Source organism: Synechocystis sp. PCC 6803 substr. PCC-P, from assembly GCF_000284455.1.
GTDB lineage: Bacteria > Cyanobacteriota > Cyanobacteriia > Cyanobacteriales > Microcystaceae > Synechocystis.
Genome location: NC_017039.1, coordinates 966,141 through 988,234 on the forward strand (window position 1 = coordinate 966,141; position 22,094 = coordinate 988,234).

A 22,094-nucleotide genomic window follows, 5' to 3' on the forward strand; every position below is an offset into this window, starting at 1 on the left:
ACCGCAAAACCTGTGACTTCGTGTGCAACGGTTTTTTATTTGACAGTTTAGGTCAAGATGCGTCTCGTGGTTCTTTCAAGTTCAACGCACGGATTAAACCATCATGCACTTTATAAAGGTCAGATTCAATAAACCCTTGTGATGGATAAAAACAGCGATAGCGCCAAGTGGTAGACGCTCCAATCTTAAAGCCGACCACTGAGTTGTCAAAAAGAAAACGGAGATCGTCCAGAATTCCAGTTTGCGTAAATTCAACCCCCAGTGCCCTTAGCTGCGATTCCAATTCGGCACGAGTGAATTGAGTTGATGCATGGTTTTGAATTGCAGAAAGTAACTTTACAATATGCGAGTACTGGATAAACCATTCATCGAGTAGTTCCTGACGAAGCCATTCAGAATATCCTGGTTCGGCTGTGTAAATTGCTTCAACGGGCAGATGATCGAAATTAGCTGGGGTTTCTTCGAAAGGATCATTAACGCTTTCCTTCACAGCATCAATTGTACGGCTCAAGAAACAAATCATATCTCTTGGGCGCATCATGGTTCGTTTCAAGAGGTAGTTGGAAGGTTTTGAGCGCTGCCGCATCTCGTTTTTGTCAAATAATCCATCTAAATCCTCCACCGCATCCACGTCGTTTTTTTGTGCAAAATAAGAAAGGCGACGCAACAAGAGCTTAAAAAGGTCGTCACGATCCCACTTAAGCAGAGCGCCACAGTCTTCACGTAGTTTGTTAGAGTCGTTCAGTGGCAGTACGGAAAAGATATCCTCACGGAGGAAAATGATAGGTCGAACCACGCCATTATACTTTGCTGTTAGAGAGTCAGATGCGGACACTAGGCCAGCAAGGACTTTCCGCGATACATCGAGAGAGACATTATCCCAGGCCTCATCGACCCGATCAAAGCAGATAACTGTTCGATATTCACAAGGTTGAATTTTCGCAAGTGCGGCTTCCAGATAAGCAATTATATTGCTAACGTTCTGGGCTAATGCAGTGCGGATGTCATTGTCTGCCGAAACTTCTTCAAAAGACAACTCACCGCCAGAAACTTCCACGGAGTCAAAGCTGCCATCTTCCAGGTCCAACCCTGCTCTTGGTAACTTTACCTTCGAAAGTCCGAGTAACTTCCGCCCAATTAATTGGTAAACCGATGGCAGAGGATGATCGAACAGTTTCTCAAGCAGGGTTTGGGCTTTTGCAATTGGTTGAGGGACTGTAACACCGTCCTTGGCGCAACGAGAGGCGTAAGCCTTGATAACTTCGACTAAAATCACGAATCGCCAAGAGTGCTTATATGCGAGTGATTCGGCCGTTTCACTATTACTTAGTAGAGAATGTACTTTCCAGTTGTAATCCTCAAACGAAAGAGAAACAAGTATATCTTTATCACTAAGATACTGATGAGGGTTCTCTTTCAGATATCTGAAAACCGCAGTCTTGCCTGCTCCCTTTCTTCCCAGTACCAAAAATGATGACTTATTTGTGAGTACTGAATTCAAAACACCGTTATCATAGAAGTAATTGACGAGCTCGTCGTCTCGCTCAGCAGAAACCTTGCCAACATTTATCCATTTAAGAACGCTCATGTACTTCGATTGTCCTCAGAAGGTAGTCAAATAACTAACGACCATGCAGCAGGTGCGATATGCTCACTCCTCTTAGAAAGTGTTTGAAAAGTTTTAAGCAAGCCTTTGAAGCATGAGATGAACCATGGCAACATAGAGCATTGTCTCACTGGTAGTAGGTAAATATTCATAATCCTTGCTTAAACGACGATAGCGGCCAAACCAAGCAAAGGTGCGCTCGACTACCCAACGGCGGGGTAGGACTTCAAAGCCTTTTTGTCCCTGCTTTTTGCTGACGACATTCAAATTCCAACCAAAAGTATGCTCCACCCAATAGATAAAATCCTTTCCGCCAAAGGTGCTATCAGTCCATATAACTTGCAGGCACTGCCAAAGGGGAGCAAACCAGGTAGCAAGTAGAATCAGACCCTGATGGTCGGAGCGATGGGCACCATGGACGACAACATCGAGAAGTAATCCCATGGTATCCACGAGGATTGTACGTTTACGACCATTGACCTTTTTTCCGCCGTCATAGCCAGTTTCTTGGCCAGTTCCAGCCTTTTTAAGTGACTGTGAATCTAAACAACCGGCACTAGGGTGAGTATTTCTTCCAGCTTTGAGCCGAACTTTCTCACGGAAGATACGGTTTAATTTTTTCCAGGTACCATCTTCGTGCCATTGCTGGAAATAACCATAGACCGTTCGCCATTTAGGAAAATCATGGGGCAGAAGTCGCCAGGCACACCCCGTTCTGAACATGTAAAAAATAGCATTGAGTATCTCCCGCAGACTAGTTTTCCGTTTTCTTCCCCCAGTTTTTGCTTTGGGTAAATGAGGTTCTACCAATTGCCACTGGCTATCAGTGATGTCCGTGCTGTAAAATTCCCGGATTATCATTAATTATGGTGAAAATTTTATTCTTTTCACCATTTTCCATTCTTCACCCTACTTTTCAAACACGCTCTAAGAGCTTAGCAGTAGGAAAGATTTTTGAGTCACCATAAGGGTATTGCGGCCATTGACTGCTGTGATTAATCCCTTAATAGTGCCCGAAATCCTGCCTGCTGAAAATGGATATCGGCAGTCAGTACATCAGTGATTCCTCGATCCTGCATCACGATGAATGATATGCAGTCCACTAAACCCCATTCCTTGTCTTCTCGTTGCTTAAACAAATTAAATGCTGATTTGTATAGACTGTTAGTTAATAGAACGACTTCAACACTGGGATCAGTTTCCAGGGATTCTAAAAGTTGGATTGCCGCTTTTCTATATCTTTGCTTAGAAAGCGCATTGCCTATCTCTAGCAAGATACCTTGGGTTGTTACTAGACGAATTTTGTTAGCCTCAATTTGATTAGCAAGCTGAATAGCCCGTACATGATTTTGATCAGTGATGGAAGATAATGCGATCGCAAAAGATGTATCTAAAAAAACTTCAGTCATTGTCAGAAAGAGTTTCCCCATACAAATATTGATCAATTTTCTCTGACCAATCAGGTTCACCCTGTAATTTTAAAGACTGAGCAGTTTGAAGAAACGTTTTAGGTGCTTTTACTTCATTTGGTAGAACACTTTCAACAACAATTCGCACCCTCGTACCTGCGGCAAGGTTTAAGGGAACTTCCAATTGAAGAGCTGTGCCGTCAAATACGGCTTCGAGTTCTTGAAGCATCATTTTATAAAAGCTGTGGACTTTTTTCAGTATAGCCTGACCTTCTTTTGTATTATCAAGACTTGAACGCTGAGTTGAAATCAAGCTCAATAGATACTGCTTTCTCAATTTCTTCCCAGTAAATATCTTCCAGGATGCCCTGTTTGTTCTTAATTCTCTGAGCATCAACAGCCCTTAGTTGGCTTAAGTTAATGTGGCGATCGCCATCTCGATGATTGCTTCAACGGGATAATCAATTTCCGTGGCACGAGCAGTTAGGGCATCTTGAATCCGATCTGGTAAACACCTTAAAATAATTTCTGCATCAGCGGACGAAATTTGCTCCGAAAATTTCACTTGCACGGCCTAGGACTCCATAGGAATTTGGACATTGCACGGCGGCTCAGTTGTCCTTAAAATAATCGCCTCCAGTTCCAATAATAACCTAGGGTTTTTTGAGTAAGGTATAAGGAATAACGTTTGAAGACTATCGGTTGAACCCAAGTTAGGTAAATATAATCTTTGCCGGATAGCTTCATTACTCTGCAAGCAGGTTTTTATTATTCCTAATTGCTCTTGTATCGGTCTAGGCATTGAACACCTGAAAGCATGCCATTGATGGAGCTACTCCGATCTTTTAAATATTTTTGTATCTAGCTAGGGGCGGCCGTGGCCATAATAGTAGCTAGGGCCTGGGTTAATTTTTGGTTATCTGCCATTGTCCGCACTGCCACTCGGAAAAAATCCTCACCTAATTCGGGAAAACTAAGACAATCTCGGATCAAAATTTGGCATTTAGTTAATAGTTCTTCTTGAAGTTCTGGAGCAGGTATGGTCGTTTTTACGAGCAAAAAATTGGTCTGACTCGGCAAGGGAAATAGCCCTGGTAAACTCGCTAAATCTTGCTGCAATGCGCTACGGGCAGGGGGTAACCATTGCCAAACCAGTTGACGAAATTCCTCGGCTTCCAAACTGGCGATCGCCGCCGCTTCGGCCAACACATTCACAGGCCAGGGGTCCCGCCAAGCTTGCCATTGAGCTAAAAGATCTGGGTGGGCTAGGGCATAACCTAAGCGTAATCCGGGCAAACGATAAAACTTGGTCAGAGAGCGGAGAATAATTAAATTGGGATGTTTCTCCAAATCCCCCACCAGACTTTGCTCTTCTCCCGGGGGCAGAAAATCCATAAAAGCTTCGTCCAACAACACCCATTGATAGTGGGGCAGGAGGGCAAGAATTTCCTCCCGAGCTAGTAGAGTGCCGGAGGGATTATGGGGATTATTGAGAATTAAACCGTGGTGTGAGGACTGGACGGCTGAAGTATTGGCAATTTCCGATGGCGATCGCAATTTTCGCCAAGGCCATGGTTGATCAACCTGCCAGGGAATAGTTTTAAGCTCGGCTCCGGCTCCCCGCCAACTGCGGCCATAGTCCCCAAAGGCCGGGCCCACCACATAGGTACAATCCAAACTAGCAAAAGTGCGCCCCGCTAGGGTTAACAATTCCGCGGAACCGTTGCCCGGCAACACCCAATCCATCGACAACTGATGATGATCGGCGATCGCCTGACGAAGATGAATATATTGGGGGTCGGGATAGTGGCGCAGGGCCGGCAAAGCTGACTCAATGGCGGCCAGGACAGAGGCGGGGGGGCCCAAAGGATTAATACTGGCGGAAAAATCTAGTAAAGAAAAAGCTGGACAGCCTGCCATCTGCGCTGCCCAACCCAAATTACCACCGTGGTGGGGTCGCTCAAACAAAGGTCAGTGGCAATTATTTTTTCTCAGGAGCAACTTTATCTTTGAACATTTTGCCTGCGGAGAAAGCCGGCACCTTAGTGGCTGGAATGAGCATTTTATCCCCAGTTTTGGGGTTACGGCCCTCCCGTTCCTTACGTTCCCTGGCTTCAAAGGAACCAAAGCCCACTAGGGTTACTTTTTCCCCTTCGGCCACCACTTCCATGATGCAATCAATGGCGGCTGAAATTACCGCATCTACCTCCTTTTTAGTGATGCTTTCCCCCAGTTGCTCTTTCGCTTTGTCCGTGACCGCATGGACTAATTCGCCTTTATTCATCTGAAAAAATCTCCTTGAGAGTGAGTTTGTTGGAATAGACTCATTTTTTAGGCATTTTCTCCCCATAACAGGGTCATCGGGAGGCTCCACAGCCCGGATAGACACAGAAATTTGGCATTAAAAACCCCTGAAATCCCCGCAGACTGGCTGTTTCACTGCCTTATTCTATGCACAAAGTGTGGAAGTAGGATCACTTTTCCCCACGAATTTTTGCAGTTTTGCGGGATTTTGTCACAATCCTTTACGAAAACTTGGATTTTACCCGGACTTAAAAGTTAACCTAACTCAAAGGATGTAACTCCGTAAATTTTATCTAGGGCGATGGAGGGGGCTTGCCCAGTGTACATTCGAGCAGTTTCAAAAACTACCTGCAGGCTATATTTCGTTGCTAGAGTGATCGCCGCTTGGTTGGGTTCTGGCACATCTAGGTAAATGGTATTTTCCGCTGTAGGAATTGCTTTTAGAGCTAAAAAGATAATTTCCGCTACCTCTGGAGTATCAGCAAACAGAGGGCCAATTTTGTAACCTACTCGGCAGGGGCGTAGAACGCCATAACCCCGTAAAATCCCATCTTCTTGGTAGGCGATCGCCTGGTGCCCCGATTGATGACACCATGTTCGTAAAAATTCTTCCCTGGGGGCAGGAAAGCATTGATCGTCATAGGCCAATACATCTTCCCAGGCCATGGCATCTTCTAGAGGGACCAGATGGGGGGATGGGGACGATAGGCCGCCGGTAACACCCTGGTAACGAATATTGCGGTAAGCCAGATGAAAACCGGATTTTTGATAATTTGCCTGTTGGGCCAAAACTCCGTCCAAACCGATATTGCAGCCTTGTAAATAGTCCAAAGCCCTTTGCCAAATTTGCCAGCCGTAACCCTGACCTCGATACTCCGGTTTGACAATGTAAAAGCCGATAAAACCAAATTCTTGGTTGTATTTCACCGCCGAAATGGTGGCAATTGGTTCCCCGTCCAATAAACCCACGAAAAATCCCTGGCGATCGCCTTGGTAAAAACAGTCAGCATCTTGGTGACCGGGATTCCAACCCTCCGCAGCCGCCCAATCCACCGCCAAAGCAATCTCCGCTGCAGTCATCGTTCTGATCAAGTATTTCTGCTCAGTCATCACCTTTAGTCACTATTAACTTCAACGTTTGCTGACTTGGTAAAGGGAATTGTAACCAATGCCGAAACCGCCCCAATGCTAGCATTAACCTGGATTGCCATAGATTTTAGTCAATTAAAAACCTCGAATCTTAACAATCATTAACTTACTCACCCTGGGAGAAACTGCGGATGGTATCGATCGCCGAACGGACAAAATTAAACCTGCCCCCCATTGCTGGTAAAGAAGCGGAAATATTAGCCGTTGTTAATGAAAATAAACCGGTGTTTTTACACCAAACCAATTTGCAGTTGGAGAATTTGCAATCGGCCTGTGCCTGCGCCCTGCATATGCACCAACCCACCATTCCCGCCGGGCAAGATGGGGCGTTGATTTCCAATCTGCAGTACATGTTTGAGCATCCTGGGGAGGGGGATAACCACAACGCCGATCCCTTTGCTTGGTGTTACCGTCGGTTGGGGGAAATTATTCCCCGTTTAGTGGCGGAAGGTTGCAATCCCCGCATCATGTTGGACTATTCTGGCAATTTGCTCTGGGCGTTCCAGCAAATGAGCCGCAACGACATTCTTGATGACCTGAAACGGTTAGCCTGTGATGCCCAATATCAGCCCTATGTGGAATGGTTGGGAACCATGTGGAGCCATGCGGTGGCCCCTTCCACCCCCATCCCCGATTTGAAGCTACATATGTTAGCGTGGCAACAACACTTTGCTGATATTTTTGGTCTGGAAGCATTACAACGGGTGAAAGGTTTCTCGCCCCCGGAAATGCATTTACCCAACCATCCTGATACTTTGTTTGAGTATGTTAAAGCCCTAAAAGAATGCGGTTACCGTTGGTTGATGGTGCAGGAACATTCCGTGGAAAACCTCGATGGTAGTGGCCTTTCCGGTGATCAAAAATATGTTCCCAACCGCTTAGTGGCCCGCAACTCCCGGGGAGAAACGGTGAGCATTGTCGCTCTCATTAAAACCCAAGGTTCCGACACCAAGTTAGTGGCCCAAATGCAGCCCTATTACGAGGCCTTAGGGCGGGGTAAACAACCTGTGGGCAATCACCACATTCCTGCCTGTGTCACCCAAATTGCCGATGGGGAAAATGGCGGCGTCATGATGAACGAATTTCCCCCTGCCTACGAGCAAGCGACTCGCAAAATGGCGGAAAATGGCGGTAAATCCGGCACAGTGGCCATTAATGGCACGGAATATTTAGAACTACTGGAAGCGGCCGGCGTGCAAGAGTCCGATTTCCCCGCGATCCAAGCCATTCAACAACACAAAATTTGGCAACGGGTTAATCCCGATTCCCCCAGCCATGAACAGGTGGAAAAGGCGATCGCCGAATTGAAAGCCACGGACCACCAATTTGGGATGGATGGAGCTTCTTGGACTAATGATCTCAGTTGGGTACAGGGCTATGAAAATGTGCTCGAACCAATGAACCAACTCAGCGCCAAATTCCACCAAAAATTCGATCGCTTAGTGGCGGAAGATCCCAGCGTTACCCAACGGGAGGATTATCAAAACGCTCTGCTATATCTGTTATTAGTGGAAACTAGTTGCTTCCGTTATTGGGGCCAAGGCACCTGGACTGATTATGCCCGGGAATTGTACCGTCGGGGGGAAGAAGCTTTAGCTTAATTTTTCCGGTTTACTGGGGACAATAAGCTTGGACATAGTTAGGTAAAATTTGACCAACTTTGCAGTCTCCCGGTAAATCATCAATCCCATTGCCTGCCATGGCTGATCGCCAATCGTTGGAAGAAGCTCTCCGCCGAATTTGGGGCTATGACCACTTTCGCTATCCCCAGGGAGAAGTAATTGATTGCCTATTGGCCAGGCGGGATTGTCTGGTGGTACTACCCACTGGAGGAGGGAAATCTATTTGCTTTCAATTGCCGGCATTATTGGGGGAGGGATTAACCCTGGTGGTTTCACCGTTGGTGGCCCTCATGGAAGACCAGGTACAAAGTTTACGTAGGCAAAATCTGCCCGCCGCCTGTCTCCATAGCCAATTGAGTCGCCCCGAAAGAAAACAGGTGTTGTACCAATTGGGGCAACAGCAACTAAAGCTCCTTTACCTTTCGCCGGAAACCCTGCTGAGTGAGCCAGTCTGGAATTTGCTCCGGCAACCCCAGGTCAAATTGCAAGGAATCATGCTCGATGAAGCCCATTGTTTGGTGCAGTGGGGAGATAGTTTTCGTCCTGCCTACCGCCGTTTGGGAGCCCTGCGTCGGGGATTAGGCAGAGACAAGGGCCAGATTCCCCTGGCCGCCTTCACCGCCACAGCCGATCGCCAGCAACAGAATTTGATCGTAGAAGGATTGAATTTGCGATCGCCGGAGTGTTTTCAGGTCAGCCCCCATCGCCCCCAACTACATCTGAAAGTCAAAATGGTGCTGAGTGAATATTGCCGCCGGCAACAATTACGGCGTTTTTTGCTCAAGCATCTCCAGGAAAGCGGTTTGATTTACGTCCGTACCCGCACCATGGCCATCAACTTAGCCCAATGGTTGCAGGAACGGGGCTTTGACAGCGAAGCTTACCATGGCGGTTTGGGCCCCCACCAACGACGACAGTTGGAACAAAAATGGTTAACGGGGCAAATTTCTTCGGTGGTTTGCACCAATGCCTTTGGCCTGGGCATAGACAAGCCCGATACCCGTTGGGTGTTACATTACCAAGCCCCCCTGATGTTGATGGATTATCTCCAGGAAGTGGGACGGGCCGGACGAGATTTGCAACCGGCAGAATGTCTCACCTTAGTTAGTGAACCCACCGGTTGGTTGGACTCTGGCGATCGCCAATTGCGTCAGTATTTTTTGAGTCAAGCCAGCAAATATCTACAACGAGCCGAGGTCTTGAGTCAACAAATTCCATCCCAGGGCAACCTAGGGCAACTAAAAGCCCATTTTCCCGATTTGGAAATGGCTCTGGCGTGGCTCCACCGTCGGGGTAATTTAGAGTGGTTAGATCCATTTAACTACCGCATTAACCCCGGCCATTACCAGGCCAATCCCCTGGAGGAATTGAAAAGCCAGTATCGCCTGATGACCCAATACCTGACCACTTCCCGTTGTCGTTGGCAAACGATTTTGGTTGCCTTTGGTGACAATTCTCCGGCGGCGAGGCGACCCTGTGGCACCTGTGATAATTGTTTAGTTGGACGCTGCTAATTTTCAGGAGCCTAGGGGATGGTTGGTAACTGGGATTAATGATTTAGATATAAAATCTAATACTGATCCAGGTAATATGCAACGAACGTGGTCCTATTTTACGGACCATCGACATTTATATATTCTCTGTAAACAGCCTTAAATTTAGAGAGTGTTTGAAAAGCCCCCCTGGCTCCCCAAGTTTGGGGGAAGTTAAGTAAAAGTCACCCATTATTGGGGGATTTAGGGGGCAAAATAAAACTTTTCAAACAGATTCTTAGACATTTATTCATCTTTTTTTCCCTGCACCATGGTTAATCAGCCCCTAGTAAGCATTATCATCCCCGCCTACCGGGCCGAAAACACCATTGCTTTTACCGTTCGTAGTGTGTTGGCCCAGACCTATGACCATTGGCAGGTAGCGATCGGTGTGGATGACCAGGTGGATTACCTGCAACTATTGGCTGAACAGGGTATTAATGACCCCAGGCTAAAGCAAGTTTTTACCGGGGGCATTGGTAGTGGGGAGGCGATCGCCAGGAATAAGGCGGTGAGTATTTGTGATGGGGACATTCTGGCCAACTTAGATGCGGACGATGCCTTTGCATCCGATCGTCTGGAAAAGTTAGTACCCCTAGCAGAAAAATATGGCGTGGCGATCGATAACACGGGGGTTTATAACAGTGAATTGGTGTTGTATAAGCAACCCTTTCCCCAACGACAAGCACTGAACTTTGCCACAGCGGCGGATATTCTTAGTCCCCGCATTCCCTTTTTTCCAGTTTTTCAACGGCAATTGTTGGGAGATGGCTGGACGAAAGTGCCCTTTGCGGCGGATGTACTTTTCAATTTAGAGCTATTGAGTCGCACGGAAAAAGTAGCTATTCACCCCGAGCCCCTCTATCGTTACTATAAACGGGACAATTCCATTACCCAATCCGCCAATGCTTTTGAAACTGCGGAAAAAGCCTATCTAACTATTTTGTCTCTGTTAGACGAAGGCGCTTTGACTTTAACCGATGCAATTCGTCAAGCGGCCCGGCAAGAGTTTAGTGAAAATCTAGCTTTAAATAAAGTTTTTCGTCGTTACATGGAAGAAGGTCGTTGCCAAAATCTAGAACAATTTTTAGATATGACAAATAATGGGCAGAAAATTGAGTTTGTTTCTAACCTTAACTAAGTTAATTGCTCTATGATCATCGCCCTATTTTTTGTAATTAATCAGTAGCGAGAAAATTTGTCTCAGTCTATCTCTGCCCAATCTGGTTATACCCTGCCCGTGTTTGCCTGTGCGTCGGCGATCGCCGCTGTGGAAACCTTGCTCACTAGTAACTGTCCAGATTCGGTCACGCTGGAACTATTGGAACCGGCTAGAACGGCGGAAATTGCCATTGAACAGGGGGCTTTGCTCGGTCATCACAGAGCCTTGGCCATCACCCGCAGCGAACCGGGCAATAACTTGGATTTAACTCGCCATACCCCCGTTTGGGCGGAAGTGGAATTTACCCCAGGGGAAGGAAAACTGATTATTCAAGGGGGAGAAGGCATTGGCAAACAGCTTGATAGGGAAGGCCAAGCCGCCATTTACAGCTATGCCCAACGATTATTAAGACACCATTTGCAGCCGTACATAAGTGGAGATCAAACTCTGATGGTTTCCTTAATTTTGCCCCTTGGTCGAACCTTAGCCACTCGCACATCCAATGCAGCTTTTGGGGTGGTGGAAGGTCTATCTTTGTTAGGCACCAGCGGCATTGCCCAACCCCTCAGTGCTCCGGAGCAACTGGCAGAGTTTCAACAGCATTTGACTAGTGCGGCTCAACAACATCAATGCTTAGTATTTTGCCTGGGAGAAAACGGTTTAGACTTAGCTCGACAGTGGGGAGTACCCCTAGACCAAATGGTAAAAACGGCCAATTGGTTAGGCTCCCTTTTTGTGGCGGCGGCGGCCGTGGGGGTACAGGAAATCTTGCTCTTGGGTTACCACGGCAAATTGATCAAACTAGCCGGGGGCATTTTCCACACCCATCACCATTTAGCCGATGGCCGTTTGGAAATTCTCACTGCCCAAGCTGTACAAGCAGGTTTACCCTATCCCCTGGTACAGGAACTTGGCCAAGCACCCACCACGGAAGCAGGGTTAAAGCTATTACGCCACTGGCAAACGGAGCAAAATTGTCCTTGGGTTAGCAAAATTTACCAAGCCATGGCGGACACCGTCGATCGCCGTTCGGAGGAATATGTTTATAAAGTCAGTCAACATCAATTAAAAGTGGGCAGTTTACTATTTGATGGCGATCGCCAACCGGTGGCAATTAGTACTCAAGGTCAGGCCATGGCTGATAAATTGGGGATGACCATACCAGAAACTTAGCTTCCTGCTTAAAGAAAACCCCACAATTCCGGGGAGGCACAGCCTAGGGGATAATGGGAAAGTTGCCATTTGGAGGGAGACAGTAGACCATGCGCATTTTAATTATGGGAGGAACCCGTTTTATCGGTATCCATCTCTGCCGGGTGCTGGTGGCCCAAGGTCATGAAGTGGTCCTATTCAATCGGGGAAATCGTCCTGACCCCGTCAATGGCGTGGCCCAAATCCATGGCGATCGCCGGGTCGCTGAACAGTTGCGCGAAAAACTAGAAAAGGAAGAATTTGACGTAATTTTTGACAACAACGGTCGGGAGTTGAGCGATACCCAGCCCCTGGTGGACTTGTACAATGGCCGAGTACAGCAATTCGTTTACATGAGTTCCGCTGGGGTTTACCAAGCATCATCCCAAATGCCCCACCGGGAGACCGATGCGGTGGATCCCCAGAGTCGCCACAAAGGCAAATTTGAAACGGAACGCTATCTAGCCCAGAGCGGCATTCCCTGGACTGCCATCCGCCCCACCTATATTTACGGTCCCCACAATTACAATGCCCTCGAATCCTGGTTTTTTGACCGTTTAGTGAGGGGTCGAGCCATTCCCATCCCCGGTAATGGTCAATACATCACCCAACTGGGCCATGTGGAAGATTTGGCGATCGCCATGGCCAAAACCATTGTTACCCCAGCAGCGATCGGGCAGATTTATAACATCTCCGGCGATCGATACGTCACCATGAATGGTCTAGCTCAAGCCTGTGCCACCGCGGCGGGTCTTGATCCCCAGGGCGTTAAATTAGTCCACTATGACCCCAAGGATTTTGACTTTGGTAAACGCAAAGCTTTTCCCCTGCGTCAACAACACTTTTTTGCCGATATTCAAAAAGCCCAAGACCATTTAGATTGGCATCCCAATTATGGTTTAGTAGAAGGCTTAAAAAATAGCTTTCAACTGGATTATCTGCCGTCCGGTAAAGGGGAGGAAAAAGGAGATTTTGACCTAGACGAGCAAATCCTGGCATTCAGTTAATTTAGGGTATTAAATACCAATGTTCACAAAATTTTGAGAAGTTAACTATTAGTGAATACCACGGAGGAACATAATGGCCACCACTGCCGATGAAGTTTGGGCCCTACTGGGGGAGTTGATTGAATCCCAGAAAGAAACTGATCGCCGTATGCAAGAGACCGATCGCCGTATGAAATTAACGGATCTTCAAATGCAGGAGACCGATCGTCGTATGCAAGAGACCGATCGACTTATCAAAGAAAACGGTCGCTTTATCAAAGAACTGGGGAAACAAATTGGTGGGTTAGGGAAAAAATTTGGTAGTTTTACCGAAGGCTTGGCCTTGCCTTCCATGGAGCGCATTCTGCAGGAGCGTTTTGGCATGGAAGTTATTAGTCCTAGTGTCAGGGCCAGCAAAGGAGGGCAACACCTAGAAATTGACGTTCTAGCCTATGCCAACAGTGACATTAATACCGCTTACGTGGTGGAAGTAAAAAGCCATCCCAGGGAAGAGTCCATTACCCAACTAAAAAATTTGCTCCAGAAGTTTCGTACCTTCTTTCCTGAACACAAAGATAAAAAGTTGTATGGCATTCTGGCGGCGGTGGATTGGTCAGATGACTTAAAGCAACAGGCGTTACGGGAGGGTTTATATGTGGCCAGCATCCACGATGAAGTTTTTGAGTTGGCAGAGACTCCACCTGATTTTGAGCCTAAACTCTGGTAAAGATTTAACGGATCAACCGGTTTTTTTGGGGGTTATTCAAGTAACCCTTAGTAAGCTAATTATTCTCTACTTGCCCAATTTATTTAGATTATTTGAACTCACTAAATTTCTATGACTGCTCTACGCATCGGCAACGGCTACGATATCCACCGCCTCGTAGGCGATCGCCCCTTGATTTTGGGGGGAGTTACCATTGCCCACCATTTAGGACTGGATGGCCACAGCGATGCCGACGTGCTGACCCACGCTTTAATGGATGCTCTCCTAGGGGCATTGAGTTTGGGGGACATTGGCCACTACTTCCCTCCCAGCGATGCCCGGTGGCAGGGGGCCGATAGCCTCAAACTTTTGGCTCAGGTGCATCAATTAATCCTTGAACGGGGTTGGCGAATCAATAATCTGGATAATGTGATTGTGGCAGAACAACCCAAACTTAAACCCCACATCCAGGCCATGAAGGAAAATTTAGCCAAAGTTTTGACTATTGATCCAGATTTAATTGGCATTAAAGCTACCACCAACGAGCGTTTGGGCCCCACGGGAAGGGAGGAAGGCATTGCCGCCTACAGCGTGGCTTTGTTAATCAAAGAAGGGTAAACACCGGACCATGGGATAGAAGATTCTTGTCCTATCCATGCCACTGGTAAAGGTTGTTACGGTTTGCCTGTTGCAAAATGTGAGAAGAGCAGTCTAATCTGCCCTGTGAATTTTGACCGCATTTTTGCTTGGCCGCTGACCAGTTTAGAAGTCTTTATGAATCTTGCCCTGCCTAGCCAGTATCAATTCTTACCCCGTTTTTTTCGCCTAGCCACCATTGCTGTCCTTTCCAATATGATGGTGCCCTTAGCTGGGTTAGTGGACACCGCTTTTTTGGGCCATCTAGAAGACATTGATTATTTAGCAGGGGTGATCCTCGGCTCGATTTTGTTTGATTACCTCTACCGGGTCCTAAAATTTTTACGCACCAGCACCACCGCTCTCACGGCCCAAGCTGTGGGGGAAGAAGACCAGGCGGAGGTATGGGTGGCGGGACTAAGAAGTGCCTTGGTAGCCCTATTGTTGGGTTTGGGCATTTTAGCCTTGCAATATCCCTTGCAAAAATTCGGTTTTGCCCTGTTAACTGGGGCTCCAGGGGTGGAGCAGTCGGGTATGGACTATTTTTACGGCCGGATTTGGGGGGCTCCGGCGGTGCTGCTCAATTTTGTCATCTTGGGCTGGCTATTGGGACAAGAACGCAATGGTTTAGTTTTGCTCATTTCCCTGGTGGCTAATTTTTCCAACGTTGGTCTGGACTATTTGATGATTAACCGTTGGGGGTGGGCTAGTGCGGGGGCCGGTTGGGCCACTGCCAGTAGTCAGTATTTAGCTCTGGCCCTAGGTTTGATCTCCATTGTGGTTCTAGCCCAAGGGGAAAAAGAGAAGGGAGAGTTTAAAGCGGCGATCGCCAAATTATCGGACTGGGGAGCGTTGCGGGCCACCATTGCTCTGAAAGGGAACATCTTGATCCGTTTTGTGATTTTAATCACCACCTATTCTTTGTTTACTAATATCAGTTCCAGCTTTGGCACGGAAGTCTTGGCCCAAAACGGTCTGCTGTTACAAATTGCCCTGCTTAGCCAATTCACCATCCAAGGGGTGGGCATGACCAGCCAAACCCTGACTGGTAATTTCAAGAGTAAAGGGGAATATCAATTGTTATTGCCGGTTTTACTCACCGCCATCGTCACCACCCTATTAATGGCCCTGGGCTTTGCCGCTGTGGCGATCGCCTTCCCCGAAACCCTATTCGGACTGTTAACCAACCATGCAGAAATCAACGACAGCGTCCGTCAATACACCATCTGGCTGATTCCCCTGTTGGAGAGCACCGCCCTGGCCTTTATGCTGGAAGCCTATTTCATCGGGCTTAAAGCGTCCCAACCCCTTAGGAACGGAGTGCTGTTTGCCTTCTTCGGGATCTATTTACCCTGCCTTGGGCTAGCCATCTGGCAACAGAGCAATAATCTGCTGTGGTTCTCCCTGGTCTCCTACATGTTGGGCCTAGTGGTTTATCTGGGCTGGCAATTACTTACCCGATTTTCACCGCAAACTCTAGCTCTGGAAAGCAAACAACCTAGCTAGGGCTTGTCAGATGATTGAGAATTATTATGGCCGTGAAAACGAATACCAAGGAAAACATCATAGAGGAAGCTCCAGAAATTTTTCCCTTCCAGTAATCCCAGGGATTGATCACAACCCTTCTCATCCAAAATGGGCTTGGTGATGTGATAGGTGTTTTGGTACTGATACCAAGGAATAGAAGGCCAAAGGTGGTGGATCAGGTGGTAATTTTGCCCGAAAATGAGCCAATTTAAAATGGGGCTGGGATAAACCCTGGCATTTTTCCAACGGTTGCGTTCTTGGAAAGGTCGATGGGGCAGGTAATCAAAAAACAGTCCCAGGGCAATGCCAACAATTAAAGCAGGCACAAACCAGTAATTCATCACAAAGCCGATAAAGCCGTAATGAATGCCGAGAAAAACGATCGTGAACAACACAAGCCGACTTAAGAACCACTCTAGTAGCTCATATTTGCGCCATAACCGCCGTTTAAAGAAAAAGATCTCATGGTAGAAGAACCGGGCGGCAATGAGGAAGAGGGGACCGCCGGTGGAAACAAAATGGTCTGGGTCATTTTCAGGGTCATTGACGTTGGCGTGGTGTTGGAGATGAACCCGGGTAAAGACGGGAAAAGCAAAGCCCAACATTAAGGCACTACCGTGGCCAAGCACTGCATTAATAATGGTGTTCCGATGGGCCGCATTGTGGGATGCATCATGGATCACTGTGCCTGACAGGTGCAGCGCCAGCACCGAACAACTAAAACAAAGCCAGTGGGGCAGCCCCCATTGCCAGTAGCCAAAAACGTTAGCGAGCATTAAGAGAATAGCTATCCCGAACATGGCCACGTTGGGATTGAAGCCGCCGTCCGCCTGTAAAAACTCTTTTGGGACAGCTTGGGAAACGGTTTGCAGCGGTTGGGTCGCCTGCATTACTATGACGGACTCCTGGCACACGAAATGGGACGCACTTCTGGTCAGTTTATAGCAAAAATGCTGGGGAAAGGAAGACAACTAGGGAAAAAGAACAGGACATCAAATGGTCATTCCCCAGACCCTGGCGTCTTTGCCAGAGTAATCTCCCTGGCGCGGATGTTACACAAATGTAACGAAAAATATTTTCCCTCTCAGAATTTAGGCAAAGTGCCCAAACCCATCCTAGGCAAGCAATTCGTCCACCAACAAAAAGCTCTTTTGGTCAACAGACTTGACAAAAATCTTAACAATACGTTACATTTATTTACATAAGGTTACAAAATAAAAACCTCAAATACCCAATCAAGGAGATCAACACTATGACTAGCCGCGGATTTCGCCTCGACCAAGACAACCGTCTCAACAACTTCGCCATTGAACCCCCTGTGTACGTTGACAGCAGTGTTCAAGCCGGTTGGACTGAATACGCCGAAAAAATGAATGGTCGTTTTGCCATGATTGGCTTTGTTTCTCTCTTGGCAATGGAAGTAATTACTGGCCACGGCATTGTGGGTTGGTTGCTCTCTCTCTAATTGGCTGGGTGCATAACCAAGCAATCTACTGAACCAGGGCCTAGCTCCATGAACTACCAAAGGACTGCCCTTGGCACCGTGAAAATCGAACAAATAAGAGGTAAAACTATGAACGCCGACACTGATATTTATCAAAACAAAGATCTATTTGCCCCCGTTGTCTTCCGCAAAGACTTCAACCAATTTGCCCCCATCAACGGGAACCAAGCCTGGTCTTTATTTTTCACCGCCGGGCAAGAAGATAAGCAACTGGGCAACAGCCCTGAATTCGGTCGCTTTTTCACCAATACTCTCTTCGCCATTGGGGCTGCCACTTTCATCTGGGGTTACTTCTTCAGCCGTTGGGCTGACTTTCTCTAAAGCCTTGGTTTACCGTAAGCAGAGCCAAGCCACGGTACCACTTGCCATAGCACCACTGACACCCTTGGTACCGGGTGTTATTTTTTTTGCAATATGATCATGTTCTGTCGAAGTTTTGTCGAAATTTAGGGATAAAAAACGGGGAAAGTGGAGAGAAAAGTCGTTGTGCCTAGGCAAAAGTTTTAATTTTTTTAGCAAACACCTGTGATTCTAGAAACTCTTACGGTATCCTTACGTCAACTAGCCTATGTGAGGAGTCAGCCGTGTTGGGTAAATCCATGAATCAAGCCGTCAATACCAACTGGGCGATCGAGAGTGGCGGAGGCAAACTAAGTGCCCTGCCCCCGGAGTCGTTAACCAATGTTGACCTGATTTTGCTCTGTCAGCAAAAGACCCGTCCCGATAGTACCGCTTTTAATGAGTTGCTCCGGCGTTACCAGTCCCATGTGGATAAAATTCTTTATCACTTGGCCCCCGACTGGCAGGACCGGGCGGACTTGGCCCAGGAGGTTTGGATTCGGGTTTACCGTAACATCCATCGCTTAAACGAACCGGTCAAATTTAAGGGTTGGCTCAGCCGCATTGCCACTAACCTCTTCTACGACGAGTTACGCAAGCGCAAACGGGTTAGTCATCCCATTTCCCTTGACGCTCCCCGGCGCATGGATGACGGCGAAATTGACTGGGACATTGAATCTGATTACCCCAGTCCCGATGAAACTTTATCCACTGCTGAATTTTATGAATGTTTGCGTTCGGCCATTAAGGACCTACCTGAAGCTTTCCGCACCACCATTATCCTGCGGGAAATTGACGGTTTAGCCTACGAAGAAATTGCCGAAATCACCGGGGTTTCCCTCGGGACGGTTAAATCTCGCATTGCCCGGGCCCGGGCGAAGTTGCAAACTTTTTTACAGCCCTATTTGGCTTCCTAAGCCCACCCTAAACATTGAATCCTAGCTTCCGCCACCAGCAATGGTTTTTATTATTGGTGTTAGTCCCATCACCCTTGGTCTAGGGAGTGTCCAACTTTGTGAGGAGTGAATCGGCCAGAGTTAATAACAAACAGCTAATTCACTATTACTTGTCGGTGGAGATTCCCCCGAAGAGGTTTACTATGAATTCAAAATTTGACTTTGATTGTCCACGGCAGCCTTGGGATGGAGCTGAACCTGGAAATGAGGATTTATTGTTTGATGAAAAATTTGAGCTGTTGAGTGCTTACATTGACGGGGAGGTTACCCCCCAAGAGAAGAAACAGGTACAAGGCTGGATTGATAGCGACCCAGAGTTTAAGCAGACCTATCTGGGGTTGATTCGTTTGCAAAACGCTTTGCCCCAAGTGCCAGTGCCGCCGGCTATTGACGCCGATGTGTTGGCCCAGAGGGTATTTGCCAAACTAGAGCAGGAAAATCGTTGGCGTGGTATTTGGTTCTGGGGTAGTGTGACTGCCGCCGCTGTGGTGGTGGCCGCCTACTCTAGTATTCTGGGTAAACCCTTGGTTCCTTCTCTGAATCAGGCTAATTTGGACCCGGCGATCGTAGCCATGGATGAAGATCCTTTGATGGTTGCCATCCACGAGCCGATGTTTGAAGTGTTAACCAAAGTGGACCCTGGCCATGGGCCCGAAAATGAGGGAGCGGAACAAGGGCTGCATTAATTTGATTGTTGCTTTGCCCCTGGATGATTAATTTGGTTGAATTTAATCTGTTTTTAGATTTACTTGGTAGTGCCCTGTTGCTATCTCTGCCGTGGCTCCTGTTGGGAATTATCATTTCTAGTACTTTCCTAATTTGGACCGATGAGCAGAAATGGGTGGCTAATTTCCCCCGCAATCGTTTGCTCAGTAGTTTGGTGGGAAGCGCCCTCGGTTTTCTGCTGCCTCTGGGGGCTTTTGGTAGTGTGCCCTTAGTGAGGCGTTTACTTTTACAGGGAGCTCCCATTCCTTTGGCTGTTAGTTTTTTAGTGGCAGCACCCACCTTGAATATTTTTGCCATTGTCAGGGTCTTATCTTCCCGTCAATCTCAGTACGGTCTAATTTTTCTTTGTATTTCTTGCAGTTGGTTGATGGCGATCGTGATGGGGTTAGTTTTTAGTACCTATCGACTGGCCCGTCAACAGGCAGAGGACGAGGGGGAAACGGCCCTGTTAAACATTCCCCTATTACGGTCAGGGGCTTTGATTATACTCCAATCTTCGATGGAGGCGTCCCCAAGGCAGGGAGGGTTGGTTTTTGCCAGTGGAGTTAATCCTGTGGCAGATTTTTCCTGGCGGCAAAAGTTACATCTTTTTGGTCGTAACATCATTGAGGAATTTCAGGAATTTGGTGGGGTGCTAGTCATCGGGACGGCGATCGCCTGTGGCATTGTCTTTTTCCTTCCCCAGGCGTGGTTACTACAATGGGCTGGATTGGGGCCGGTACGGCAAACTGTACTAATGATGGGTTGGTCGTTCATTTTACCCCTGGGAAATTTTAGTAACCCAGATTTATTGGCACCCCTGGGGGAACAACTCTGGCGAGGGTCCATGGTTGCTTTTTTATTATGGGGAAGTTTGTTTAATTTACAGACCATTGGACTCTGGTTAGTAACCCTGAGACTGCGGCCCTTGAGCTACTTAGTGGTGTTAGTGGGCTTATCAGTCTTTCTTTTTGCCATGGTGACTAATTACTACTTAAGTTAGGCTCCATTATGGAAAAAATTTGTCCCCTGGTGGTGCTTAATTGGGGCGATCGCCGTGATATTATTACAGGTAACGCGGATGTGGCGGAATTGGTATACGCGCACGTTTGAGGGGCGTGTGGCTTTGCCTTGCGAGTTCGAGTCTCGCCATCCGCATTTTTGCCAATAACTAGAGTGCAACAGAAATGACCCCGCCTTTTCGCAAAATTGGCGGGGTTTTTCGCAGAACTATTCAGTTCACAAACAAAAACAACACAATTTCCCCGCTCGTTAATGCTGGGGAGAAACCAGATTCTCTAGCCACTGTAATTGTTGGGGTAGGCAGATGGTCTGTAGGTCATATTTAGCCTGGACTAGGCGGCGGGCGTTGATTCCTAGCCTTTGTCTCTCCTCTTTGTCTTCTAATAACTGGCAGATAGTTGTGGCGATGGCTGAGTAGTCGAAGAAGTCCACTAACCGTCCCGTTTCGCCATCGGTGATCACCTCCCGCACTGGGGCTGTATTACTAGCGGCGATCGCACAGCCACAGGCCATGGATTCCAGTAAGCTCCAGGACAGCACAAAGGGATAACTGAGGTAAACGTGGACAGTGGAGATTTGTAGCAGATTAATGAAATAGTTGTAGGGAATGGTGCCGAGAAAATACAGACGACTTAACTGTTCTGGCGTTAGTTTTGGTTTAACCTCGTCGAGAAAAATGTCCCGCCAAGGGCGATCGCCTGGGGGCTTGGCTCCATAACTCACCCCATTGCCGCCCACAATTAAAACCTTGGCATGGGGACGATTAGTGAGAATTTCCGGCAGGGAACGCATAAAACTGTGGTAGCCCCGGTAGGGTTCCAGGTTGCGATTGACAAAGGTAATGATCTCGTCGCTGCGGTTGAGGGTGATTTGATTATTAAAAGTTAAGTTGGCATCGGCGTTGGGACGCAGAATATCGGTGTCAATGCCGTCGTGGACAACTGTCAGCTTGGAGCGGAAAGGTTCGGGAAAGGAATCCGCTTGCCATTGGGTAGGCGCCAGGCCACCGTCGGCAATGTCAAAATGGAGATAATGGTTGATATTTTTCCAGCGAATGCGACAGACCTCTGTTTCGTCAACGTTGGCAAATTCCGGATCAAAGGTGGTGTCATAGCCGGACGCATGGTAGAAAAATTCGCAGTAAATGCCCAATTTCGTTTCTGGCCACACATCTTTGACAAATAAACTTTCGCCCCAACCAGGGTTAGCAATAACAACGTCGGGATTAAATCCTTGGGCTTTTAACTTTCGGGCTTGATGAAAAACGGATTCTGCCCGGATGGTTTTAGTTTCAAAGTCCACCAACCAAGGGTGAATGTTTGGGGTACTGCCCCGATTGGGAAAATAGTTGATCAACTTTACCCCTTGCCATTGGGGAGATGCATTTTTTTGCATGATCATGGCCACCACCTGATGCCCTTGGGCTACCAAAGCAGGGGCGAGGTGTTTAAATTGCCCAGGAAAATTTTGGTGAAGAAAGAGAACGTTCATTATTGCTTATTTTTTGCCGGCCGCAGGATCGTTCTCCCCTAGTTCTACATCCACTACTTCAGTGCTATCCACATCTTGGGTTTGTAACTCTTCTTTGAAACCGCGCAGGGTTTTGCCCAACGCTCCCCCCAATTCTGGAATTCTCTTGGGACCAAAAATGATGATTACTACCCCTAAAATCAGCAGAATTTCTGGCCAACCTAATCCAAACATTTTTTGCTCCTGGAGGGTCACAACGTCCTCCCA

The 22,094-nt window shown here is 47.5% G+C and carries 25 protein-coding genes and 1 tRNA gene; 15 read left to right on the top strand and 11 right to left on the bottom strand.

Annotated elements, in window-relative coordinates; all coding sequences use genetic code 11:
- Nucleotides 1-52 precede the first annotated feature (52 nt).
- The 8 genes from SYNPCCP_RS04525 to SYNPCCP_RS04555 form a co-directional block, all read right to left on the bottom strand.
- On the bottom strand, nucleotides 53-1,588 hold the full coding sequence (locus tag SYNPCCP_RS04525; RefSeq protein WP_010872083.1) for a P-loop ATPase, Sll1717 family: 1,536 nt from the start codon (nucleotides 1,586-1,588) through the stop codon (nucleotides 53-55).
- 93 nt (nucleotides 1,589-1,681) lie between these two features.
- Nucleotides 1,682-2,467, bottom strand: a complete 786-nt coding sequence (locus tag SYNPCCP_RS04530) for an IS5 family transposase (protein WP_010872084.1) — start codon at nucleotides 2,465-2,467, stop codon at nucleotides 1,682-1,684.
- A 134-nt stretch (nucleotides 2,468-2,601) separates the two neighbouring features.
- The gene (locus SYNPCCP_RS04535) at nucleotides 2,602-3,015 is read right to left on the bottom strand and encodes a type II toxin-antitoxin system VapC family toxin (RefSeq protein ID WP_020861563.1); all 414 of its coding nucleotides are present in this window, start codon (nucleotides 3,013-3,015) and stop codon (nucleotides 2,602-2,604) included.
- The gene (locus SYNPCCP_RS17495; RefSeq protein ID WP_010872086.1) at nucleotides 3,008-3,409 is read right to left on the bottom strand and encodes a hypothetical protein; all 402 of its coding nucleotides are present in this window, start codon (nucleotides 3,407-3,409) and stop codon (nucleotides 3,008-3,010) included. The genes SYNPCCP_RS04535 and SYNPCCP_RS17495 overlap by 8 nt, the downstream gene beginning before the upstream one ends.
- A gap of 18 nt (nucleotides 3,410-3,427) precedes the next feature.
- The gene (locus SYNPCCP_RS17405) at nucleotides 3,428-3,586 is read right to left on the bottom strand and encodes a hypothetical protein (protein ID WP_020861565.1); all 159 of its coding nucleotides are present in this window, start codon (nucleotides 3,584-3,586) and stop codon (nucleotides 3,428-3,430) included.
- A 290-nt stretch (nucleotides 3,587-3,876) separates the two neighbouring features.
- Nucleotides 3,877-4,935, bottom strand: coding sequence for a threonine-phosphate decarboxylase CobD (gene cobD / locus SYNPCCP_RS04545; RefSeq protein ID WP_010872087.1), 1,059 nt, complete (start codon nucleotides 4,933-4,935; stop codon nucleotides 3,877-3,879).
- A 61-nt stretch (nucleotides 4,936-4,996) separates the two neighbouring features.
- Nucleotides 4,997-5,299 carry an HU family DNA-binding protein gene (locus tag SYNPCCP_RS04550; RefSeq protein ID WP_014407089.1) on the bottom strand — a complete coding sequence of 101 codons (303 nt, stop codon included), beginning with the start codon at nucleotides 5,297-5,299 and terminating at the stop codon, nucleotides 4,997-4,999.
- A gap of 275 nt (nucleotides 5,300-5,574) precedes the next feature.
- Nucleotides 5,575-6,432 (bottom strand): GNAT family N-acetyltransferase, encoded by an 858-nt coding sequence (locus SYNPCCP_RS04555; protein ID WP_010872089.1) that lies wholly within the window; start codon nucleotides 6,430-6,432, stop codon nucleotides 5,575-5,577.
- Nucleotides 6,433-6,599: 167 nt separating this feature from the next.
- Here SYNPCCP_RS04555 and SYNPCCP_RS04560 point away from each other — a divergent pair, with 167 nt between their 5' ends.
- The 8 genes from SYNPCCP_RS04560 to gntT all read left to right on the top strand — a co-directional run bounded on the left by SYNPCCP_RS04560 (nucleotide 6,600) and on the right by gntT (nucleotide 15,809).
- On the top strand, nucleotides 6,600-8,069 hold the full coding sequence (locus SYNPCCP_RS04560) for a hypothetical protein (RefSeq protein WP_010872090.1): 1,470 nt from the start codon (nucleotides 6,600-6,602) through the stop codon (nucleotides 8,067-8,069).
- Between the two features lie 98 nt (nucleotides 8,070-8,167).
- Nucleotides 8,168-9,604 (top strand): ATP-dependent DNA helicase RecQ, encoded by a 1,437-nt coding sequence (locus SYNPCCP_RS04565; protein ID WP_010872091.1) that lies wholly within the window; start codon nucleotides 8,168-8,170, stop codon nucleotides 9,602-9,604.
- Nucleotides 9,605-9,893: 289 nt separating this feature from the next.
- Nucleotides 9,894-10,763, top strand: coding sequence for a glycosyltransferase family 2 protein (locus SYNPCCP_RS04570; protein ID WP_010872092.1), 870 nt, complete (start codon nucleotides 9,894-9,896; stop codon nucleotides 10,761-10,763).
- Between the two features lie 57 nt (nucleotides 10,764-10,820).
- On the top strand, nucleotides 10,821-11,957 hold the full coding sequence (cbiD, locus tag SYNPCCP_RS04575; RefSeq protein WP_020861568.1) for a cobalt-precorrin-5B (C(1))-methyltransferase CbiD: 1,137 nt from the start codon (nucleotides 10,821-10,823) through the stop codon (nucleotides 11,955-11,957).
- A gap of 89 nt (nucleotides 11,958-12,046) precedes the next feature.
- On the top strand, nucleotides 12,047-12,982 hold the full coding sequence (locus SYNPCCP_RS04580) for an NAD-dependent epimerase/dehydratase family protein (RefSeq protein WP_010872094.1): 936 nt from the start codon (nucleotides 12,047-12,049) through the stop codon (nucleotides 12,980-12,982).
- Nucleotides 12,983-13,055: 73 nt separating this feature from the next.
- Complete coding sequence (locus SYNPCCP_RS04585) at nucleotides 13,056-13,688, top strand: DUF3782 domain-containing protein (protein WP_010872095.1); 633 nt, start codon at nucleotides 13,056-13,058, stop codon at nucleotides 13,686-13,688.
- A gap of 111 nt (nucleotides 13,689-13,799) precedes the next feature.
- A complete protein-coding gene (gene ispF, locus SYNPCCP_RS04590) occupies nucleotides 13,800-14,285 on the top strand; it encodes a 2-C-methyl-D-erythritol 2,4-cyclodiphosphate synthase (RefSeq protein WP_010872096.1) in 486 nt (161 codons plus the stop codon).
- A 156-nt stretch (nucleotides 14,286-14,441) separates the two neighbouring features.
- The gene (gntT, locus tag SYNPCCP_RS04595; RefSeq protein ID WP_048908426.1) at nucleotides 14,442-15,809 is read left to right on the top strand and encodes a guanitoxin biosynthesis MATE family efflux transporter GntT; all 1,368 of its coding nucleotides are present in this window, start codon (nucleotides 14,442-14,444) and stop codon (nucleotides 15,807-15,809) included.
- Here the strand turns inward: gntT and crtR are convergent.
- Entirely contained in the window at nucleotides 15,806-16,744 is a 939-nt protein-coding gene (gene crtR / locus SYNPCCP_RS04600) for a beta-carotene hydroxylase (RefSeq protein WP_010872098.1), read from the bottom strand. The two genes, gntT and crtR, sit on opposite strands and share 4 nt — an antisense overlap.
- A 3-nt stretch (nucleotides 16,745-16,747) precedes the next feature.
- Here crtR and SYNPCCP_RS04605 point away from each other — a divergent pair, with 3 nt between their 5' ends.
- The 7 genes from SYNPCCP_RS04605 (at nucleotide 16,748) to SYNPCCP_RS04635 (ending at nucleotide 20,492) form a co-directional block, all read left to right on the top strand.
- A complete protein-coding gene (locus tag SYNPCCP_RS04605; protein WP_041428170.1) occupies nucleotides 16,748-17,035 on the top strand; it encodes a hypothetical protein in 288 nt (95 codons plus the stop codon).
- Nucleotides 17,036-17,082: 47 nt separating this feature from the next.
- A complete protein-coding gene (locus tag SYNPCCP_RS04610) occupies nucleotides 17,083-17,295 on the top strand; it encodes a chlorophyll a/b-binding protein (RefSeq protein WP_010872099.1) in 213 nt (70 codons plus the stop codon).
- A gap of 108 nt (nucleotides 17,296-17,403) precedes the next feature.
- Nucleotides 17,404-17,655 (top strand): hypothetical protein, encoded by a 252-nt coding sequence (locus tag SYNPCCP_RS04615; RefSeq protein WP_020861571.1) that lies wholly within the window; start codon nucleotides 17,404-17,406, stop codon nucleotides 17,653-17,655.
- Between the two features lie 263 nt (nucleotides 17,656-17,918).
- Nucleotides 17,919-18,590 carry a sigma-70 family RNA polymerase sigma factor gene (locus tag SYNPCCP_RS04620; RefSeq protein ID WP_010872101.1) on the top strand — a complete coding sequence of 224 codons (672 nt, stop codon included), beginning with the start codon at nucleotides 17,919-17,921 and terminating at the stop codon, nucleotides 18,588-18,590.
- Between the two features lie 182 nt (nucleotides 18,591-18,772).
- On the top strand, nucleotides 18,773-19,315 hold the full coding sequence (locus SYNPCCP_RS04625) for an anti-sigma factor (RefSeq protein ID WP_020861572.1): 543 nt from the start codon (nucleotides 18,773-18,775) through the stop codon (nucleotides 19,313-19,315).
- A gap of 23 nt (nucleotides 19,316-19,338) precedes the next feature.
- A complete protein-coding gene (locus tag SYNPCCP_RS04630) occupies nucleotides 19,339-20,337 on the top strand; it encodes a permease (protein WP_010872103.1) in 999 nt (332 codons plus the stop codon).
- A 74-nt stretch (nucleotides 20,338-20,411) separates the two neighbouring features.
- Nucleotides 20,412-20,492: transfer RNA gene (locus SYNPCCP_RS04635), tRNA-Leu, on the top strand.
- A 114-nt stretch (nucleotides 20,493-20,606) separates the two neighbouring features.
- Here the strand turns inward: SYNPCCP_RS04635 and SYNPCCP_RS04640 are convergent.
- Both SYNPCCP_RS04640 and SYNPCCP_RS04645 read right to left on the bottom strand, forming a co-directional pair.
- Nucleotides 20,607-21,848 carry a glycosyltransferase family 4 protein gene (locus tag SYNPCCP_RS04640; protein ID WP_010872104.1) on the bottom strand — a complete coding sequence of 414 codons (1,242 nt, stop codon included), beginning with the start codon at nucleotides 21,846-21,848 and terminating at the stop codon, nucleotides 20,607-20,609.
- A gap of 6 nt (nucleotides 21,849-21,854) precedes the next feature.
- The gene (locus SYNPCCP_RS04645; protein WP_010872105.1) at nucleotides 21,855-22,082 is read right to left on the bottom strand and encodes a twin-arginine translocase TatA/TatE family subunit; all 228 of its coding nucleotides are present in this window, start codon (nucleotides 22,080-22,082) and stop codon (nucleotides 21,855-21,857) included.
- Nucleotides 22,083-22,094 lie beyond the last annotated feature (12 nt).

What these genes read in the sequence shown, in the direction of transcription:
- SYNPCCP_RS04625 (WP_020861572.1), top strand. Translation starts at nt 18,773, where the DNA reads ATGAATTCAAAATTTGACTTTGATTGTCCACGGCAGCCTTGGGATGGA.
- SYNPCCP_RS17495 (WP_010872086.1), bottom strand. Translation starts at nt 3,409, where the DNA reads ATGCTCAGAGAATTAAGAACAAACAGGGCATCCTGGAAGATATTTACT.
- SYNPCCP_RS04615 (WP_020861571.1), top strand. Translation starts at nt 17,404, where the DNA reads ATGAACGCCGACACTGATATTTATCAAAACAAAGATCTATTTGCCCCC.
- SYNPCCP_RS04630 (WP_010872103.1), top strand. Translation starts at nt 19,339, where the DNA reads ATGATTAATTTGGTTGAATTTAATCTGTTTTTAGATTTACTTGGTAGT.
- cobD (WP_010872087.1), bottom strand. Translation starts at nt 4,935, where the DNA reads ATGGCAGGCTGTCCAGCTTTTTCTTTACTAGATTTTTCCGCCAGTATT.
- SYNPCCP_RS04585 (WP_010872095.1), top strand. Translation starts at nt 13,056, where the DNA reads ATGGCCACCACTGCCGATGAAGTTTGGGCCCTACTGGGGGAGTTGATT.
- SYNPCCP_RS04535 (WP_020861563.1), bottom strand. Translation starts at nt 3,015, where the DNA reads ATGACTGAAGTTTTTTTAGATACATCTTTTGCGATCGCATTATCTTCC.
- SYNPCCP_RS04580 (WP_010872094.1), top strand. Translation starts at nt 12,047, where the DNA reads ATGCGCATTTTAATTATGGGAGGAACCCGTTTTATCGGTATCCATCTC.
- SYNPCCP_RS04550 (WP_014407089.1), bottom strand. Translation starts at nt 5,299, where the DNA reads ATGAATAAAGGCGAATTAGTCCATGCGGTCACGGACAAAGCGAAAGAG.
- SYNPCCP_RS04530 (WP_010872084.1), bottom strand. Translation starts at nt 2,467, where the DNA reads ATGATAATCCGGGAATTTTACAGCACGGACATCACTGATAGCCAGTGG.
- SYNPCCP_RS04570 (WP_010872092.1), top strand. Translation starts at nt 9,894, where the DNA reads ATGGTTAATCAGCCCCTAGTAAGCATTATCATCCCCGCCTACCGGGCC.
- SYNPCCP_RS04610 (WP_010872099.1), top strand. Translation starts at nt 17,083, where the DNA reads ATGACTAGCCGCGGATTTCGCCTCGACCAAGACAACCGTCTCAACAAC.
- SYNPCCP_RS04605 (WP_041428170.1), top strand. Translation starts at nt 16,748, where the DNA reads ATGGGACGCACTTCTGGTCAGTTTATAGCAAAAATGCTGGGGAAAGGA.
- gntT (WP_048908426.1), top strand. Translation starts at nt 14,442, where the DNA reads ATGAATCTTGCCCTGCCTAGCCAGTATCAATTCTTACCCCGTTTTTTT.
- SYNPCCP_RS04525 (WP_010872083.1), bottom strand. Translation starts at nt 1,588, where the DNA reads ATGAGCGTTCTTAAATGGATAAATGTTGGCAAGGTTTCTGCTGAGCGA.
- SYNPCCP_RS04640 (WP_010872104.1), bottom strand. Translation starts at nt 21,848, where the DNA reads ATGAACGTTCTCTTTCTTCACCAAAATTTTCCTGGGCAATTTAAACAC.
- SYNPCCP_RS04565 (WP_010872091.1), top strand. Translation starts at nt 8,168, where the DNA reads ATGGCTGATCGCCAATCGTTGGAAGAAGCTCTCCGCCGAATTTGGGGC.
- SYNPCCP_RS04560 (WP_010872090.1), top strand. Translation starts at nt 6,600, where the DNA reads ATGGTATCGATCGCCGAACGGACAAAATTAAACCTGCCCCCCATTGCT.
- ispF (WP_010872096.1), top strand. Translation starts at nt 13,800, where the DNA reads ATGACTGCTCTACGCATCGGCAACGGCTACGATATCCACCGCCTCGTA.